Source organism: Mesobacillus jeotgali (assembly GCF_002874535.1).
Taxonomy (GTDB): domain Bacteria; phylum Bacillota; class Bacilli; order Bacillales; family Cytobacillaceae; genus Mesobacillus; species Mesobacillus jeotgali.
Map to the genome: position 1 here is coordinate 253,793 of NZ_CP025025.1, position 17,239 is coordinate 271,031.

General features: G+C 41.2%; 19 protein-coding genes. 9 read left to right on the forward strand and 10 right to left on the reverse strand.

What is annotated here, in order from left to right; genetic code table 11:
• Positions 1-89 precede the first annotated feature (89 nt).
• Positions 90-644: a hypothetical protein gene (locus CD004_RS01245; RefSeq protein ID WP_102261098.1), complete on the forward strand. Its 555-nt coding sequence runs from the start codon at positions 90-92 to the stop codon at positions 642-644.
• Positions 645-808: 164 nt separating this feature from the next.
• Here CD004_RS01245 and CD004_RS23620 read toward each other — a convergent pair whose 3' ends face one another.
• From CD004_RS23620 to CD004_RS01260, 4 genes are all read right to left on the reverse strand, one after another.
• Positions 809-985 (reverse strand): hypothetical protein, encoded by a 177-nt coding sequence (locus tag CD004_RS23620; RefSeq protein WP_158651451.1) that lies wholly within the window; start codon positions 983-985, stop codon positions 809-811.
• A gap of 185 nt (positions 986-1,170) precedes the next feature.
• Entirely contained in the window at positions 1,171-2,865 is a 1,695-nt protein-coding gene (locus CD004_RS01250) for a methyl-accepting chemotaxis protein (protein WP_102261099.1), read from the reverse strand.
• Between the two features lie 245 nt (positions 2,866-3,110).
• Positions 3,111-3,413 carry an ArsR/SmtB family transcription factor gene (locus tag CD004_RS01255; RefSeq protein ID WP_102261100.1) on the reverse strand — a complete coding sequence of 101 codons (303 nt, stop codon included), beginning with the start codon at positions 3,411-3,413 and terminating at the stop codon, positions 3,111-3,113.
• A gap of 45 nt (positions 3,414-3,458) precedes the next feature.
• Positions 3,459-4,226: an SDR family NAD(P)-dependent oxidoreductase gene (locus tag CD004_RS01260; RefSeq protein ID WP_102261101.1), complete on the reverse strand. Its 768-nt coding sequence runs from the start codon at positions 4,224-4,226 to the stop codon at positions 3,459-3,461.
• A gap of 451 nt (positions 4,227-4,677) precedes the next feature.
• Here CD004_RS01260 and proB point away from each other — a divergent pair, with 451 nt between their 5' ends.
• The 3 genes from proB to CD004_RS01275 all read left to right on the forward strand — a co-directional run bounded on the left by proB (position 4,678) and on the right by CD004_RS01275 (position 8,273).
• Positions 4,678-5,802, forward strand: a complete 1,125-nt coding sequence (proB, locus tag CD004_RS01265) for a glutamate 5-kinase (protein WP_102261102.1) — start codon at positions 4,678-4,680, stop codon at positions 5,800-5,802.
• A gap of 18 nt (positions 5,803-5,820) precedes the next feature.
• Positions 5,821-7,089 carry a glutamate-5-semialdehyde dehydrogenase gene (locus CD004_RS01270; RefSeq protein ID WP_267892346.1) on the forward strand — a complete coding sequence of 423 codons (1,269 nt, stop codon included), beginning with the start codon at positions 5,821-5,823 and terminating at the stop codon, positions 7,087-7,089.
• A gap of 530 nt (positions 7,090-7,619) precedes the next feature.
• The gene (locus CD004_RS01275) at positions 7,620-8,273 is read left to right on the forward strand and encodes an NAD(P)H-dependent oxidoreductase (RefSeq protein ID WP_102261104.1); all 654 of its coding nucleotides are present in this window, start codon (positions 7,620-7,622) and stop codon (positions 8,271-8,273) included.
• Positions 8,274-8,638: 365 nt separating this feature from the next.
• Here CD004_RS01275 and CD004_RS01280 read toward each other — a convergent pair whose 3' ends face one another.
• Positions 8,639-9,046, reverse strand: coding sequence for an anti-sigma regulatory factor (locus CD004_RS01280; RefSeq protein ID WP_102264949.1), 408 nt, complete (start codon positions 9,044-9,046; stop codon positions 8,639-8,641).
• A gap of 173 nt (positions 9,047-9,219) precedes the next feature.
• On the reverse strand, positions 9,220-9,909 hold the full coding sequence (locus CD004_RS01285) for a Na-translocating system protein MpsC family protein (RefSeq protein ID WP_102261105.1): 690 nt from the start codon (positions 9,907-9,909) through the stop codon (positions 9,220-9,222).
• 301 nt (positions 9,910-10,210) lie between these two features.
• On the opposite strand from CD004_RS01285, the gene CD004_RS01290 reads away from it, so the two are divergent.
• The 4 genes from CD004_RS01290 (at position 10,211) to CD004_RS01300 (ending at position 13,515) form a co-directional block, all read left to right on the forward strand.
• Positions 10,211-10,909, forward strand: a complete 699-nt coding sequence (locus CD004_RS01290) for a Na-translocating system protein MpsC family protein (protein ID WP_102261106.1) — start codon at positions 10,211-10,213, stop codon at positions 10,907-10,909.
• A 173-nt stretch (positions 10,910-11,082) separates the two neighbouring features.
• Positions 11,083-11,247 (forward strand): hypothetical protein, encoded by a 165-nt coding sequence (locus tag CD004_RS23625; RefSeq protein WP_158651452.1) that lies wholly within the window; start codon positions 11,083-11,085, stop codon positions 11,245-11,247.
• Positions 11,248-11,582: 335 nt separating this feature from the next.
• On the forward strand, positions 11,583-12,419 hold the full coding sequence (locus CD004_RS01295) for an STAS domain-containing protein (protein WP_233434919.1): 837 nt from the start codon (positions 11,583-11,585) through the stop codon (positions 12,417-12,419).
• 190 nt (positions 12,420-12,609) lie between these two features.
• Positions 12,610-13,515: an AraC family transcriptional regulator gene (locus tag CD004_RS01300; RefSeq protein WP_102261108.1), complete on the forward strand. Its 906-nt coding sequence runs from the start codon at positions 12,610-12,612 to the stop codon at positions 13,513-13,515.
• 2 nt (positions 13,516-13,517) lie between these two features.
• Here the strand turns inward: CD004_RS01300 and CD004_RS01305 are convergent, their stop codons facing one another.
• From CD004_RS01305 to CD004_RS01320, 4 genes are all read right to left on the reverse strand, one after another.
• Entirely contained in the window at positions 13,518-14,750 is a 1,233-nt protein-coding gene (locus CD004_RS01305; RefSeq protein WP_158651453.1) for an MFS transporter, read from the reverse strand.
• Positions 14,751-14,888: 138 nt separating this feature from the next.
• Complete coding sequence (locus CD004_RS01310) at positions 14,889-15,536, reverse strand: stage II sporulation protein M (RefSeq protein ID WP_102261110.1); 648 nt, start codon at positions 15,534-15,536, stop codon at positions 14,889-14,891.
• A gap of 18 nt (positions 15,537-15,554) precedes the next feature.
• The gene (locus tag CD004_RS01315) at positions 15,555-15,839 is read right to left on the reverse strand and encodes a hypothetical protein (protein ID WP_102261111.1); all 285 of its coding nucleotides are present in this window, start codon (positions 15,837-15,839) and stop codon (positions 15,555-15,557) included.
• Positions 15,839-16,138, reverse strand: coding sequence for a DUF2089 family protein (locus CD004_RS01320; protein WP_102261112.1), 300 nt, complete (start codon positions 16,136-16,138; stop codon positions 15,839-15,841). The genes CD004_RS01315 and CD004_RS01320 overlap by 1 nt, the downstream gene beginning before the upstream one ends.
• Positions 16,139-16,977: 839 nt before the next feature.
• Here CD004_RS01320 and CD004_RS01325 point away from each other — a divergent pair.
• Complete coding sequence (locus tag CD004_RS01325) at positions 16,978-17,220, forward strand: DUF896 domain-containing protein (protein WP_102261113.1); 243 nt, start codon at positions 16,978-16,980, stop codon at positions 17,218-17,220.
• Positions 17,221-17,239 lie beyond the last annotated feature (19 nt).

Below are 17,239 nucleotides of genomic sequence, written 5' to 3' on the forward strand. Positions count from 1 at the left end.
TAACATAAAAATTTTATTTAATACAGTTGTATTATTTAAAGGTCATGTGGTATCTTTTTAATGCAACCGTATTAAAAAGGGGGATTCAATTGAATTTTATTGCATGGATGATTGTTGCCTGTGAAATCGCGTTTTGGATTGTCATTATACTGGGACTTGTCACTCGGTATATTTTCAAGAAAAATACGCTAAGTATCTTTTTCTTTGCTCTAACGCCAGTGGTCGATTTATTGCTATTGGCTCTGACAAGTTATGATTTGTACCGCGGTGCAACGGCAACCATCGCTCATGGAATCGCTGCCATTTACATAGGCGTTTCGCTTGCGTATGGAAAAAGCATGATCAACTGGGCGGATTCACGTTTCCGATATTATATTTTAAGAACCGGGGAAAAGCCTGAACGCCTGAGCGGAAGGGAATTTTCACGGAACGAAGGGAAGAATCTCCTCCGCCATTATGCTGCGTTTCTTATTGGCGGCAGCATGCTTGCACTGATTATTTTCCTGATCGATGATCCATCAAGGACTGAGAGTCTTTTCGCTGTTTTAAAAGTATGGGGTCTTGTACTCGTCATAGATACAGCGATAACAACAAGCTACTTCATTTGGCCGAAAAAAGATAAAACCACAAGCAAAGTTGGATGATGGAAAACAAGAGGAGTATAGGGACGGTTCATCTTCCATTATCGGTAACCGGAATAAAAAATAAAGTCGGAGCATTAAGATGAACATAATCCGTAATTCTTTTAGTTCGGTAACAGAAAGGGACGCAAGAATCGTTCTTGCGTCCCTCCCCAAAAAAACTGTTCTCAATTCTGGTTATCCTTTAATGTCAACATGAATCTGTTCCGATACTTCGCTTTGTTGAGCAATTGTTCAATAGCTTTAAGAATGGAATGGCGCTCGTCTTGGTTTTGGGCATTCATTAATTGTAACTTCAAATGTTTTAATTTCGCTTGTTCTTCTGTAGAAAGATTGCTTTGCATTCGTGAATCCTCCTTTAGATTAAAACATTAATACTAGAATAAATGGAGGATATTAAGAAGGTGCAGGTGATATATTAAGACTTTTTTAAGAAGAATGAACTTTTCAATTCGTTGCTGAGTAAACTTGCATGCTAGGCTATTTTTGTCCTTATTTTTAGAAAAAGAAAAAACCTGATCTCATTGGATCAGGCTTTACCGCCAAGACGAAACTGGCTGGTAATCTCGGATAAAGACTTGGCAAGGCTATTCAACTTCATACCGATTGCATCAGTGGCTTCCATCTGTTCGACTTGAACCTCGCTTGCTAGAAGCATTTCTTCTGCGCTTGCCAGGGTTTCCTGTGAGACAGAAAGGAAGCTGTCGGCTCCCTCAGCTAATTGCGGGAGCGTGTTTTCAAGGTTTTCCAGTTCACCTTGCATCGATTGGAGCTTGGTGCTAACGACGGAAATTCCGTTCATCAGTTCGTCGAAGGAAGTTTGTGAGCTGCTTGCCATTGATAGGTTTGTTTTGATTTTCGAGTGCATCTCATCAAATTCTTCTGTCGCCCCAATCGTAATCTTCTCCATTTTACCGATGGCCTGAGTTATTTCCTCAGCCGTTTTCGCAGATTGTTCAGCGAGGCTGCCGACTTCATTAGCGACAACAGCAAAGCCTTTGCCAGCTTCCCCGGCACGGGCTGCTTCAATCGAGGCATTGAGCGCGAGCAGTTTTGTCTGGTCGGCAATCGCCTTTACCATGCCAACAAGCTTCGTGATCGAATGTGAATAGTCTTTTACCTGATAGACAGTATTGGCTAATTGTTTGAAGTCCGTTTCAAAAGAGTGAATCATTGAGATCAATTCGCCTAGGGTTTTTTCGCCATTCACAGCTGATGCATTCATTGTTGCCGAACTGCTGAACACACTGTCCATATTCGCTACCATGGCTTCAATCATGTCCTTCATATCTGTAAAGCTTCGAACGCTTGTCTCTGAGCTGGCTGCGGTTTGTTGTGCTCCCGTTTTGACAAGATGGATGGCTGCGACGAGCTGCTGACTGCTTGCCAGTGAGCTTTGAGAGGAATCCTTCAGCTCATCGCCGGTATTGCCTAACTCTTTTGTCGTTGCAGTCAGTTCCGTAACCATTTTCATCATCTGCTCAATCATGCTGTTGTAGCTTTTTTGCAATGAGTTGATTTCCGGAGTAGAGGTATCAATGTCAGGAGCACTTTGCAGATGCCCATCACGTACCTTTTTCATTGTGTTTCTAAGCTCGTTCAAAGGCTTCGTCAGTTTTTTGACAAACAGGCTGATCATAATCGTTGAAGTTAATAGACTGATCAAGATGACAACGATTGTAAAATAGGCCATTTCATTAACAGGCCCCATATATGTACTGGTCGGGATTACGATGACATAAATTCCGTTAATTTCTTTCATTTCATTAAAAGCAATCGTATAGTCTTGTCCATTGAATTCGGAATGGACCACCCCGTTCTTGGACTGTTGGATGGATTTTATCTGATTGTCAGAAAAGTTATACTCTGAATTTTTGCTTACGTTGAAGGGAGCAGCTTTTCCGTCACTAATATAGAAGAAATCAGAAGCAATTCCATCATCCTTAAGCTTTTTTTGCTGTGAGCGGACATTAGCTTCCAGCTGCTGCCTGAAGTATTCTTCGTCACTGATATAAACAAATTTCAAATTCTCGGCTATGTATCCTATTAATTGTGCTTCTCTTTCAAGGCGGTGCTCGACCGTTTCCACAGCCATATTCCTCGCCTTCATATACGAGCTGACACCCACGGTGACAACCGAAACCATCAGAAGAGAGATAAATAATAGCAGCAGGCGGGTGCCCAAGGTGAAAGATGAAAGCCTGGTTGTAAACTTCAAAATCATTACCTCCAATTATGATACTATCGACCTATTAAATTCAGTATACAGAGGCTTTGTAAATTGAATGTTAAGATTTTGTAAGGTTACTTTTTCTATTTTTGGAAGAGCGTGGCTCATCCTATACTTTATCGGGTTTTCGGCGTTCTAATAGAATGTAATGACAACGAAGGAACTCGTGAAATCTCGTGGGAGGTCACCATGTCCCGCGTAAAAAGAAAAAGCCGGGGATGATCCCCAGCTTCGTTACACTATAAACATTCATTTTCCACGGTATGAATCAGCTTTTTTAATAATTGTACCGAGTGATCCAGGGAGAGTGAATAATACCGCTGTGTGCCCTTTTGTTCGATTTCCACCAGGTTATGTTCACGAAGGATTTTCAGATGGTGGGATATAGCCGGCCTTGATAAGGTTGATTGCTCAGTTATTTCGTTTACGCTTAAACGCTCTTGGTCAGCTAATAATAGGATGATATCTTGTCTGGCAGGGTCACTTAATGCCGTGAAAAGCGGTATGCACGAACGAAAAACATCGATTGCTTTTTCCCCCATTGAATGCTCTCCTTTGTTGATTCATTATTTTTTATTAAAACGTAATTAGGCTTCTTTCGCAACATATTTAGCTATTTTTGCTGCAAGGCTTCTAGGGAGGAATTTCGCTGCGTATGCTCCAACTTTATTTGTGCTGCCGGTAATGACGACACGCTTTCCGGCCATTAATGCTTGATAGCCTTGTTTTGCGACGTCTTGTGAGGACATGGCTCCGCTGAACATCTTAGTTTTTTCAACATTCGCTACGGATGCAAAATTGGTCTTTGTCGCTCCAGGGCATAGCGTCGTGACGGTTACATTCGTGCCTGCCAGCTCTTCTGCAAGAGCTTCGGAAAAAGATAGCACATAGGCTTTCGTTGCATAGTAAACGGCCATCATAGGTCCAGGCTGGAATGCAGCTGTACTGGCAACATTCAGGATTCTTGCTCTATTGGAGTTTTCCTTTAGCTCAGGAAGAAAGTAATGCGTCAACTCGGTAAGAGCGGTAATGTTCAAGGTGATCATTTCTGATTGCTTCATAATGTCGAGCTTTTCAAATTTGCCCATCAGCCCAAACCCAGCATTATTCACTAGAGTATCAATCGTGATTCCAGCGGCTTTCACTTCCTCATATACTTCCCTGGCTGCATCAGACTGGCTTAAATCCTTAGTGATCACTGTAATGTTCAATTTGGGATAACGGTTTTTGATTTCCTCCATTTTGGTCTTGTTACGGGCCACTAGGACTAAATCATATCCATCCTCTGCAAACATGGCTGCAAACTCATATCCTAAACCAGCAGATGCTCCGGTAATTAAAACAGTTTTATTCATTATTTTAAATCCTCCTATGTTTATATGTTTAAAAGTTTAAACGTTTAAGAACTTAAACATATAATAAGCTTTGCTTTATGAAAATGCAAGTCTTTAGAGGATAAATTTGTTTGGTTTGTTTATCCATCCTTCATTGGGCGGGACATCGAACCGTTCGGTTTTCATTTCGGAAATTCTGAGCCTCCCATCACCACTCCTGATATATCCGCAAATTTCTCCCTCAGCAGTGCTGAGTATCGCTCAGCCTTAGCTAACCCAGCATATCTTCAAAATGTTACCGCTTCCATTCACTTTCTCGGCCATATGCTCACGAATGGCTCTATATCCCTTGAATGTGAACCTGAGGATGTTACCATTAATAACGTTGGCAAAACACGAACGGTATACGAACACTTTTTGAATGAGGTGCTAGTTCCTTCTAAATGCAGACGGATTTACAAGGAGGTATTGGATGTTAGAGCAAGACAGGAAGATAAAAAGAGTTGTAATTAAGATTGGCAGCAGTTCGCTGACGAGCATGCATGGGGAAATCAGCCGCAGGAAGCTGGAGAACCTGGCGAACCAGATTGTGGCCTTGAAGGATGCGGGCTATGAAACGGCAGTCGTTTCATCGGGCGCCGTCGCTGCAGGGTACCGCAAGCTTGGCTGCATTCAGCGGCCGACATCATTGCCGGAAAAACAGGCAGCCGCTTCAATCGGGCAAGGCCTGTTAATGGAATCTTACTCAGAACTCTTTTTATCTCATGGGTACGTCGCTTCCCAGATATTGATCACGAGAAGCGACTTCGCGAATGAAAATCGCTACAACAATATGAAAAATACGTTGAATGTCCTGTTGGAGAGAGGCATCATCCCGATCATCAATGAAAACGACACGATTACAGTCGATCGTCTTCGTTTTGGTGACAACGATACGCTGTCAGCGAAGGTCGCAGCATTGATCGAGGCTGACCAGCTGATCATCCTTTCCGATATCGACGGCTTGTATGACGATAATCCGAACAACAACCCAGACGCTAAGTTGCTTGATAAGGTCCATGAAATCACTCCTGAAATCGAAGCAGCTGCAGGCGGTTCCGGAAGTGCGGTCGGTACAGGCGGGATGAAATCGAAAATCTCCGCTGTGAAAATTGCGATGGCATCTGGTATCGATTCGTTTTTAGGGAAGGCCGACAGCAAGGACATTCTGGTTAAAGCAGTGAGCGGAACAGCAAAGGGTACGTATTTCAACCAGGATCCTGAAGGCTTCAACCTCGACAACAACCAGCAATGGATCGCGTTCCATTCAGGACCTGAGGGCGAAGTGATTATCAGCCCAGAATCAAAGACAGCAGTTATCGAGGATCGGAAAAATATCCTTTCGTCAGACATCCTTCATGTAAAAGGCAGGTTTGGCGAAGGAGCCGTTGTCAGAGTGATGGATGAAAATGGAGAAGAAATCGGCCTCGGACGAATCAAATATTCTAGCGGAAAATTGGAAGAGACACTTATTGAAGAAGAATGTGAACGAAAAGAAGCGATTGAACAGGATACATTTGTCTGTTCTCGTGACTTTGCATTGCCGGTATCAGTCTAAAATTTTACAGGAGGCGTTTTGATGACATTGACAATGACACAAACAACGACAGTAGAAGAACAAGCGATTGCAGCGAAAAAGGCAGCTAAACAGCTGAGCATCCTTTCCACTGAGGAAAAAAATGAGGCGCTGCTGATCCTCGCTGACGCTTTGGAAACTAATTATGAAGCGATTTTAGCAGAGAACGAGAAGGACTTGCAGAATGGAAGGGATAAAGGCTTCGAGGCAGCATTCATGGATCGCCTGGCACTTACTCGTGAGCGAATCACCGACTTTGCGGAAGGCCTGCGTCAGGTAGCTGAGCATGCTGATCCAGTCGGGGACGTCCTTTCAGACTGGACACTGGAAAATGGACTCAATGTAAAAGAAATCCGCGTTCCGCTCGGCGTTATCGGCATGATTTACGAAGCACGCCCGAACGTAACCGTCGATGCAGCAGGACTGGCTCTGAAATCAGGAAATGCGATCATTTTGAAAGGCGGATCATCCGCACTGTCCTCCAACAAAGCAATCGTCGACATCATGCACCAGGCACTTGAAAACACAAAGGTGCCAAAAGAAGCCATCCAGTTCATCGCCACAGCAGACCGTGAAGCAACGCAGCAGCTGTTCACGATGAAAGAGCATATCGACGTCCTGATTCCACGTGGAGGCGGAGCACTGATCAAAGCTGTTGTCGAAAACGCAACGGTACCTGTACTGGAAACCGGAGTTGGAAACTGCCACCTATACGTCGACAAAGAAGCTGACACCGAAAAAGCATTGAACATCATGATCAACGCCAAAACAGACCGCCCGGCAGTTTGCAACGCAGCCGAAACACTTGTCGTTCATCAGGCATGGCTTGAGGAGAACAAAGAGCAGCTTGCGATCGCATTCAAGGAGAATGGAATCACTGTACATGGTGATGAAGCAGCAGCAGTTGCACTGCCAAACGTAATACCAGCAACTGAAACCGACTGGGCAGACGAATACCTTAGCCTCGACATCGCCGTCAAGGTAGTCAACAACATCGATGAAGCCATCGAGCACATCGATCAGTACGGCACAAAACACTCAGAAGCAATCATTACTGAAAATGCTGAGAACGCAAAGAAGTTCCTGCAGCTAGTAGACGCAGCTGCGCTATATCATAACGCATCCACTAGATTCACAGATGGAGGAGCTCTAGGGTTTGGTGCAGAGATTGGGATCTCAACACAGAAGCTGCATGCGAGAGGGCCGATGGGGCTGCCTGCGCTGACTACTCGGAAGTATGTTATGGTTGGGGATGGATTAGTGAGGTAACTTTTAGCCATTTATATAGAAGAAAAGAAGGCTTTCCTTGCCGTTTTTGGCTGGGAGAGCCTTTCTCTCCTGGTGAAATAGACGGAAAAATTCCGCTTAATTAGTATTTTTCTTTAAAAAAAGCTTAAATAGGCGGAGAGATTCCGCTTAATGACTCAAAAAAATCGAAAATTGGAGGTTTTGCATTGCATAGTCGGAAAATCTCCCCTTATATACCCCGAAAAACACCTCTAATCTCTATTTAACCGGAAAATCTCCCCTTATTTGAAACTCATCACCGTATTTCTGTCCCCGTCAGCACCACGAGCAAAGCGGAAGTCAGATTCATGAAATAAAATCTCCTATCCCCATCCATGCTTTCCCTTTTGTTCATACTCGTTTTTGATAAGAAATGTTCCCGATGTCCCTGTGTCACAAGATAAAGAAGGAAATGAGCCGGTGGTATAGAATATTTGAATAAATGTAAGTAAATGAGTTCTCCTTAAATAAGCAAAGGAGAAGCTGCAAGTTCAATTAAAGGGGATAAGAAAATGAATGTTCTCATTGTATTCGCGCATCCGGACAGCAAATCGCTTAACGGGGCATTAAAAGACGTAACGGTTGAAAGCCTGGAGCAGAACGGTCATAAGGTAAGAGTATCAGACCTTTACGAAAAGAAATTTAAAGCCATTGCTGATAAAGATGATTTCCTTGTGCTTAAAAATCCAGACCGTTTTAATTATATTTCTGAACAATACCATGCACTGAAAAGTAACACCTTCACAGCTGACATTGTAGAAGAACAAGAGTTAGTAACCTGGGCGGATCTGATTATTTTCCAATATCCGATGTGGTGGACCGATGCCCCCGCAATCATGAAGGGGTGGTTTGATCGAGTCTTCTCCTACAGCTTTGCGTATGGTCCAGGCCGATATGATGAAGGGAATTTAAAAGGGAAAATGGCGATTGTATCTGTGACTCATGGAGCGGAGGACCTGTCGGAGTACGGAGAAACCGGAATAAAAGGGAAAGTCGAAGAGCGCTTATTCAATATTCAACACGAGAAACTTTACTATTGTGGAATGACTGTACTAAAACCTTTCCTGTTCCCGGCGGGTGCTGATGAGGAAACGAGGCTGCAGCAAATCGAAGGTTGGAAGGAACGGCTAGCGGGATTAAAGAGCGAAACACCTGTATACGGTTAATTTGCAGATGCCTTTTTCATATGAAAGAGGCATTTTTTTTGAATGCTCAAAATAACAACAGAAACTTACACTGCCATGTTGGTTAAAAGACTTGGAAAACAAGAACAACTCGGACTTTCCTTTTAAGTATTTCGGTTTTTCAAATGAGACACATTACTCCCCATGTCTCACGATGGATGCCAGAATTATAATGATAGGCATGGAGGGGGTGGGACTCAGGCATTTCCCTGTTGTTCTAAGCAAAATATTCGTAGTCTCGTATTCTATAGCCTTTTACGGCAAAGAAAGAAGCAAGTCTGCCGAAGCCTCTCTCTTAAATTGTACGGTTTCCGGATGGAAAGCAAGAACATGGCATATGTCCCCAATTATGATCTTAATTGCCACTTAACGACAGTCACCCTCGTCCCTTTGCCTGACGAAGATTCAATATAGAATTCATCCATCATGTTTTTTACGCCAGGTATGCCAGCTCCGAGGCCACCTGATGTGGAAGATCCTTGTTTCAGGGCATTGCTTATATCTAGGATTCCTGGTCCCTGGTCACTGGCTGTGATTTTTAAACCGGTTTTAATGACTTCTTCAATCGGCTCAAAGCTGATTTGCCCTGTGCCTGCATATCTATATATGTTTCTTGCAAGCTCTGATACTGTGGTGATTATTCTTACCTGATTGATAGAATCGAAATGAAGGTTCTTAGCGAAAATTCTTCCCATTTTTCGAGCTGTGATAATGTCATTTTCACATTGAATTCGAACTAATGCTTTATTATGCATATCCTGGAATTCCTCTGTCATTCATTTTCCCCACCCTCCAGATGAAATAAAGTAAATATTGTCTGTAGAATTTGGTTACGGAAGATATTATGAAAAAAAGAAAAAGCCAAAAGAAGGTGAAATCACCTTCTTTTGGCTTATGTCTGGTTCTATCGCCCAGATAATTACGGCCATCAACTATTCGGCTTTATAATAAGTACCATCATGCTTTTATCCGAATCAAAATTCCATGATACGAAAGCATTTTCCAAATTTGCGTCGAGATAGGTTTGAAGCTGGTCTGTATGCTCCAGGAGAAGTCTCTTTTCAAGATTTCGCTTAGCAATCGTGAGAGCTTCGGAAAAGCCTGTTTTGATCATTTCTTTTTCAACAGCTATCAATATTTTATTCCGTACGATGACTAGTGTTCGTGAGTTCAGCATGCATGAGTATATGTCACCTGGAGGCTTTTCGGCTTTTATACTCACCTTTATGATTTCATCATGGACATCTTCCTGATTCTTATAGGAGCAGTCATGGTCGCCCGGTTCATTTGCTGTGACTCCGATGAACATTCCGGAGTGGCTGTCGAGGTTCCAATCGTAATAGAATTCACTTAAATCCAAACCCAGGTTGATTCTCATAAAGACTTTGATTTCTTCAGTCAGGGTATCCATAAGCATATCCCTAATTTTCTCGACATATTTGCTTTGTTCATTAGTCATTAATTTACTTTCCATTGGGGAAAGAAAGTCTTTGATATACATGGTTATATAGGGAGGGGAAATTGTGGCGAATACAGAACCTGGCCCTTTGCCAAAATGTTCCCTTAGTATTCTTCCTATGTAACTCCCCAGTTCTTTTTCTTTATTCTTTAAATCCATTCTCGTCATCCTTTTCAAATTCCGGCCTAGTATCCTGAATTCAGTTTTTGTTTTGACGAAAGGTATAAATTGTATCGCAAAAGATGTAGAAACCCTTCATAACAGGTATCATTTTTTCCTTACCTAATTTCTTTCTACATCCATGTGTTGAATCCTTTTTTTATCTTCATGTTTCTATTATAAAAATGGGGGAAAACTGGGAAAAAGCACATTTGAACTATTTCATCGTATTTGTAATGTGCTAAAATAAAAAAAGGAAAGAGGATATGATGCTTCTTTCTTTAAAAGGGTGAATCATCAAATGGATATTAAAGCACAGCAAACAAAATTGGCGAATAATTTCGGCAAGCTGCTGCGTGATAAATTTGGCAAAGGGCCAGAAGTCATCCATGTTACTATATCCCAGCCGTATGTATTGGTTTATATAAGCGGCTTTATTTCTCCAATGGAGCAGGCGCTTCTTGAGCAGGGCCAAGAACTTACCGTCCTAACGACTCGGGAATACCTGATGAAATCATTGGATCCCGAAATTAGAGGGCAAGTTAAAGCATTAACGGATATGGGAATACAGCATATTTATTATGATTGGAACCTGAAAAACCTTTCAGGGGTTTTTGTTGCCATCAGTCCGGACAGTCCGGATGAGGGAAAAGATTCAAGAGCTGATTATAAAGGCAGGGATGAGATCCATAAGGAAATCATTCGTATAAGCGAGCAAGCCGAAAAAGCGCCTGATAGCGTTTACTCTTACATGCTCAGCTCCCGGTCAATGATTGTCTTCCGGGAGGGAATATTAGTGCCAATCGAAAAGAAGTTGATTTCTCTTGGGTTCGATGAGACATTACGTGTTGCGAAAAGACAGCTTGAAGGTGGGATGCTGAATGGCAGCACCCAGTTTTCTGCGATTCTTGATTCTAAAATCCAAGATGTCTTTGTTGACTGGGATTTTGAAATCGATAAGAGTGTCATTACTCTAATCTTAAAACCAAATAAAGCATAGGCAGTGGTGAACTGGACACATTGTGCCAGACTTAAGCCGGAAAGAGCAGGAAAGAGCCTGTTCTTTTCGGCTTTTTCTTTTTTATCACTGTAAAAACATTACCGAAGCTCCTTTGTGGCAGCACATACGACCAAGTCATGGAAATCTACCTTACTACGAAAGGGTTTTTACAGATGAACCACATCGAAATGGCATTATTAAAAAAAGAAATTCAGCGCCTGAAAGCCGATTATGAAAAATGTGAGGATGAACGACTTAAAGAGTATATCATGGAGGACATCATGCTGATTGAGCAAGTGATCAATAAGAATGAGAGTGAGACTGAGGCCAAGGTTTAATTGGGATTGTGGGGCATGGGCACGAGCACGGTTCTCATGTCCCAAGAATAAATGAACGATTTCTGTACAGCCCGATATAATCTCTATCAGTAAACAAACTTCGCTATGAGATGAGCTCATACCATAATTTTATTGTTTTATATGTTATGGCCCCCAATAAATTCATTATTTTATTCTATTATCAATCCCTTTCCCCAATAAGACGAGAGAATAGTCATGGTGTCTCTTGAACGGCCTCCGATATATGAAAAAATGGTACTAATAACCAAATGTCCCTTCTGTTAAGCTGGTATGTTATCCTGAAACAGACGATAATTTTCAAGGGAGTGAGGAACTTGAGCGAACAAATAAAAATTGATTATCTTCAAATTATTTCTGATAAAATCCTTCTAGAAAAACAATATCTCATTAAACATAAAACTCAGCTGGATTCTCACCAGACATCTAATAAACTTGACTCTCTGCTCCAAGAGTGGCGGGAGAATATCATTGACATATACGCACTTTCTGTTGCGAGGGATATAGAAACCTCTTTCAGTGTATTAAAGGAATGGGGCCGTGAAGCAGTAGATACTTTAGTAAACTTCAACCTTCCTCTGGAAATAGCTCTTGATGAAGTCAGAGACTATAGGAATCTTATAGGACACATCATCAAGGACGAAGCGATCAAGCTTAATTTGCCAATAGCGGAATTTTACGATTTATTATCTGACTTTGATTCCGTGGTGGACCGCGCTGTTCATTGGTTAAGTATCTCTTATACACGAGTGTTTTACACTCGAATACAGGTAGCTGAAGCCTCTGCGTTGGAATTGTCCATTCCTGTCATTAAAATTTCAGATAAGATTGGTGTACTTCCTATAATAGGGGATATAGATACGCAAAGAGCTCAAGAATTAATGAACAAAGCTCTGATGAAAAGCAGTGAATTTTCATTGGAACATTTAATCATTGATCTCTCTGGTGTGCCGATTATTGATACCATGGTTGCTGATCGGATATTTAAAGTAGTAAGAGCGTTGTCACTCTTAGGGATTGATACTACACTCTCAGGTATACGTCCAGAAATCGCTCAAACAATGGTTAATTTAGGCGTCGATGTTTCAGGCATCATAGTAACCTCGAATTTGCAAATGGCTATGGAAAAGTTACTTAAAGTGAAGATTGCTTAAATGTCTGTTTAGAATTGAATAATACCCTAGTTAAGACTCTCCTTGATCGAAATTTGACCAGGAGAGTCTTTTTTGTTTGTAGTATATCGAGGCAGATTCGGGGATGCGCCCGCATTTCATCATTCCCTGTCTCCCAAAAGTTTTGTAAAATGTAATGGATAAGACAAAGACCAACCGTAAAGTGGTGAGGATGATTCAACAGTTACTTTTATTTCAACGTGTCATTGATTATATAGAGGATCATATTAAAGAGGAACTAAGTGCCGAAGTGCTGGCAAGGATGGTTGGGTATTCTCCTTTTCATTTTTCACGGATTTTTCAGAAGCAGACGGGTTATACATTGATGGATTATGTGGTAAAAAGGAAGCTCCAATTTGCATTGTATGAATTGGTGAATGGGAAAAAGATCATCGGAATTGCTATGGATTATGGGTTTGAAACTCATGCTGGCTTTACGAAAGCGTTCAAGAAGTGTTTTGGCAGTCCTCCGAGCCTTTATAAGGAGCATGGTCCGACATCACTGCCACAAAAACTGGATCTGATAAGCCTTCACGAAAAGAACACAGGCGGCATTGTACTGCAGCCGCAGATTGTCCGCCGGAGTACTTTTTCTGTTGCCGGTAAGATCTTCAGGATCGAGAATTTCCCTGCTAACCGAAATGTGCCGGCGTTCTGGGAGCAGGAAGGTTTGACCGATGGTTCGATTGAAACGTACTTATATGAAGTGTTGTCGCCGAAAAAGCATGGAGAGTATTGTATCAATTTGAGCCGCAGCCTTGATGAAGGCAGTTGCCGTTATATATTTGCAGTAAACTATGATGATGAAAAAGGCTTACCAGAGGGATTAACCGCGATACAAATCCCTGAGTCTGCATATGCGATATTCCGAACGCCATTGGTTGAGGTTGGCCAATTTGCATCGGCGATCAAAGGGACATGGAGATACATACTGGAGGATTGGTTTCCGCACTCATCCTATGAAGTGGATGAAGCGGGCTTCGACTTTGAATTTTATGACGAGCATTGCCATCATTGGGATTTTAAAAAAATCTATATGGAAATTCATATTCCGATCAAAGAAAAATCTCGAGAATGAAATCATCCTCGAGATTTTTTGATGGCCAATTGATAGAGATAGATGACAGGTGTTAAAAGAATGGCACTTACAATCATTGCTATTTTGATAGAAAAATTGGCGGCAATCATTCCGATGGCCGGTCCTCCGCTGATTTGGCCGATCGCATCTACCTGCCCTTTTACCGAAAAGAAAGTCGCGCGCGTCGAGGAATCTGGAATGATTTTATTCAGCCATGTATCCTCAAGTGGTGCCATGACAGACCTTGTACCTTGGATGATCAGATAAAAGCACAGCAAACTGATGATACCAGTCGAAAGAGCAAAACCGGTCAGCGAGGTGATAATCAGGACACATCCGATCAGCAAGGATAAATAGATGGTGTTTAACTGATGATGGAGAGAACTCCGGCTGATAAAATGAAGGCCGATAAAGGATAGGAGCATTACGACAAAATTAATGCTTCCAATTAAGACAACCAAATTGCCTTCTGTCATGTATGCGAGACGAGTTTCTTCAAGAAAGTGAGAAATCCATAGCCTGTCGAAGCCTTCACTATATAACCCGAAGAACAAGGCGATAAGGAAGAGAATCCGCATCAAATAGCTGGCCTTTGTATAATGGACCATCTGGTTCATATTCGTCTTTAGCGTCTTCCAAGTGGATGTGTTTTCATGTTGAACAGGTTTGAAGTTTTCTTCCTTCATAAAAAGGAGCAAGAAAACAGCTAATCCCACCATTGATAATCCGCCAATGATGATCGGCAGATTGATCATGAAAAAGTAACCGATCAACATACTTAAAGGAATCGCGATCACTTCACCGAGTGTGCCGGCCTTAGCACCATTAACAAACGCCTCGGAAGCACGATCTTCTCCGATTTCATCAGCGATCCAGGCCTGATGCGCACCACTCGTAAACGTGTAGCCAATACCCCAAAGAACCTGAGACACTAACACGGCTGCGAAAAATGGAAACGAACCCTCGATGAGGAACCCAGCCCCAATCAAAAAATACCCGATAATCACAGAAAGCCTGCGACTTTTTAAATCCGCCACAAACCCAGTCGGAATCTCAAAAAAGAAAACAACCGCCTCCAGCACAGTGCCAACCAGAACCAGCTGCAACGGGTCAAGACCGACGACTTTCACATGATAGAGCAAGTTAACCGTAAAGATAAATGTAAAAAAGAACTGAGACCAAAAACGTGTATATATATAGACACGATAAGAATCCATTTTCTTGAAAAATGTCAATTTCATCTCCCCCTAACCAGATTATAGAGAGGGAGGGAGATGATTTCTTTTCCAAATTTGCGGTTTTTTGAGGTGTGTGGTGTGAAATTAACTTATTTCAAGGTTCCAGGATGAGACTCTAGAACGTCTCTGTGTCTCTTACAAAAAAGAAGTTAATAAAAATTTAGAAATAAATCCTTCAATAAAAGCAGCGATGAAAATGCAAGGTGTGATGACGAAAATGAAGGCGGAAAAAGCTTCTTTGAGGTGGAAACGGAATGGTGTTGTGCTCTTTTTAACTTTACGAAAGGCATTGGTCAGTCTAGTCACAATCGTTTTATTCAATGTATTTGCATAAATGGCGGCAAGCATAAAGGTAGTCAGTTCCAAAATCGCATGCGGCAGAAAACCCAATCCGAATGTGTGGAGTATATTTAACTCAACCTGCTGAACAAGATACAAAGTCATACCGATCATCGCGCATGTTGAAATGAGTGGCAGTACGTATAGATGCCTAATGGGGATGAAAGAAAGCATCAAGATTTGCAGGCAAACCAGCCAGTTATTCTTGAAGAGAAACAAGGTGGTTTCCCAATATCCCTTTTCGGGGGCATCTTCTTTAAAATTTTTATCTAAGTCTGAAAGGAGCTCTTTCATATCCGGGTTTATGTATGATGTAATCAGGTAAGCCATGACAAAGATGATAAAATAAAAGAACCAATACTTCCGAAAAGATCTTTTTAGTTGAAGCCATGCGTTTTCCCAAGTTTTAATGCTTGTTGTTTTTACATAATCGACAATTGTCATGATCAATTCCTTTCGGGGTTACATATCTTGTAATTGTATTTTTTTCAGCTCCTTTTGGCGTTGCTTCTTCAGATAATCTCTGCCTTTGATCCAGATACTTAACAAAAAGGCCAATCCGCCAACACCAGCTAAGATAAGGGAAAGCGTATCTCCTTCACCAAATCTCTTGAAAAACCACACCGATATAAAGGCTAAGTACAGAACAGGTAAGATGGCTCCCAAAAGAACATGACTTCTCCTTGATAAATAAAATTGAACTCCAATCACCGCAATCGCAATCAACCATCCGTAAATAGAAGGCATTAAGGATCAACCCTTTCTGATTTATATTTTTCGATAATTAACTTTGCCACGTCTAAACTGATTTGTTCATCCAGCACCATATTTTTAATCATACTGACAAACTCAAGATCCTCTTTTTTACTATTCAACTCAATTTTCTTGATAAGCTTATCCAGCTTTGTCCGGACTGTTGGATAGGAAACTCCGTAAACAGTTGAAATTTCTTTTAAAGAGCCGGAATTCAAAACGAACTTCCTGATAAATTCGAGTGATTCTTGATCCAAAGCAAGAATCCATTCGGGTACCTCATCGCGTTTCAATTCTCCATCCTCCTTTATATTGAATAATATTAAATTAAACTTTAATATTATTCAATATTTTTTAAAAAAAATGAAGATATAAATAATAAACGTAAGGGAATATGTTGGTCACTATTTCTCTTTTGTATCAAAAATGATGCAGAATAGTTAAGTCCGATTGAACCGGATTTTGTCACCCAGCGTGGAATAAAAAGTTAATCCAGTTGGGTGCAGGTCTTCTTACTCTTTGTCTCGTAAGAAGACCTGCACCATTGAATATAAAGAGAATACAATATTGGGCGAATGCTTTTTGGAGGTGCGTAATGGAAAGCTATTCTACCCAAAGTATCATTGTGCTTGGCACGGCGATTTTGGTTATAGGTGCATTTTTTGTCTTTATAGGAGAGTATAGAAAACTTGGGGAAATAGCAGCTAGTGCTTAGGGCGAATAGAGAAACAAGAGGAGGGTCTGTTGTTGAACCCTTTTTTAAAACATTTCAGTTTCAGTATGGGACGATAACTCTTCCAACTGAAAAATAGACGGAAAAATTCCGATTAAATTGGAAACGACTCTTATTTTCCTAGAAATAAGGGTCGTTTTTCCGTCTATTTAATCCAAATCGTTGAATTTTGCTCTATTTTTAGCGATTAACCGGAATATCTCCCCTTATTTATCCTTCATAAGCACCCTTTATAAACAATAGCCGGAAAATGTCCGCTTATGACTTCGCAAACCTGCACCCAAAACGCCTATGAATGATAATAGATGTTAATGCATTGACAAAAATAATGAAATCATATATCTTTAATTCAAGATATTTAATTTCAAGATAATTTTTCAATGCAAAGGAGGAATGGAAATGCTGGATATTTTAAAAAGGATAAATCAACTTGCTCTTAAGAAGAAGAATGAGGGATTAACAGAGATTGAAGCCGATGAATTGAACAGGCTACGGAAAACATATCTGCAAATCTTCCGCGGATCGATGGAGAATCTCTTATTGAATACAACTGTTGTAGATCCAGTAGGAGCAGATGTAACTCCGAAAAAATTAAGAACAGAACAAGCAAGGATTAGAAAGAAAGCAATCTGGTCGTCTTGAAATTATTTATTGACACAAA

Excerpts from the sequence above, each read along its gene's own strand:
- CD004_RS23620 (WP_158651451.1), bottom strand. The coding sequence starts at position 985 with ATGCAAAGCAATCTTTCTACAGAAGAACAAGCGAAATTAAAACATTTG.
- CD004_RS01250 (WP_102261099.1), bottom strand. The coding sequence starts at position 2,865 with ATGATTTTGAAGTTTACAACCAGGCTTTCATCTTTCACCTTGGGCACC.
- CD004_RS01255 (WP_102261100.1), bottom strand. The coding sequence starts at position 3,413 with ATGGGGGAAAAAGCAATCGATGTTTTTCGTTCGTGCATACCGCTTTTC.
- CD004_RS01260 (WP_102261101.1), bottom strand. The coding sequence starts at position 4,226 with ATGAATAAAACTGTTTTAATTACCGGAGCATCTGCTGGTTTAGGATAT.
- proB (WP_102261102.1), top strand. The coding sequence starts at position 4,678 with ATGTTAGAGCAAGACAGGAAGATAAAAAGAGTTGTAATTAAGATTGGC.
- CD004_RS01275 (WP_102261104.1), top strand. The coding sequence starts at position 7,620 with ATGAATGTTCTCATTGTATTCGCGCATCCGGACAGCAAATCGCTTAAC.
- CD004_RS01280 (WP_102264949.1), bottom strand. The coding sequence starts at position 9,046 with ATGCATAATAAAGCATTAGTTCGAATTCAATGTGAAAATGACATTATC.
- CD004_RS01285 (WP_102261105.1), bottom strand. The coding sequence starts at position 9,909 with ATGGATTTAAAGAATAAAGAAAAAGAACTGGGGAGTTACATAGGAAGA.
- CD004_RS01290 (WP_102261106.1), top strand. The coding sequence starts at position 10,211 with ATGGATATTAAAGCACAGCAAACAAAATTGGCGAATAATTTCGGCAAG.
- CD004_RS23625 (WP_158651452.1), top strand. The coding sequence starts at position 11,083 with ATGAACCACATCGAAATGGCATTATTAAAAAAAGAAATTCAGCGCCTG.
- CD004_RS01300 (WP_102261108.1), top strand. The coding sequence starts at position 12,610 with ATGATTCAACAGTTACTTTTATTTCAACGTGTCATTGATTATATAGAG.
- CD004_RS01310 (WP_102261110.1), bottom strand. The coding sequence starts at position 15,536 with ATGACAATTGTCGATTATGTAAAAACAACAAGCATTAAAACTTGGGAA.
- CD004_RS01315 (WP_102261111.1), bottom strand. The coding sequence starts at position 15,839 with ATGCCTTCTATTTACGGATGGTTGATTGCGATTGCGGTGATTGGAGTT.
- CD004_RS01325 (WP_102261113.1), top strand. The coding sequence starts at position 16,978 with ATGCTGGATATTTTAAAAAGGATAAATCAACTTGCTCTTAAGAAGAAG.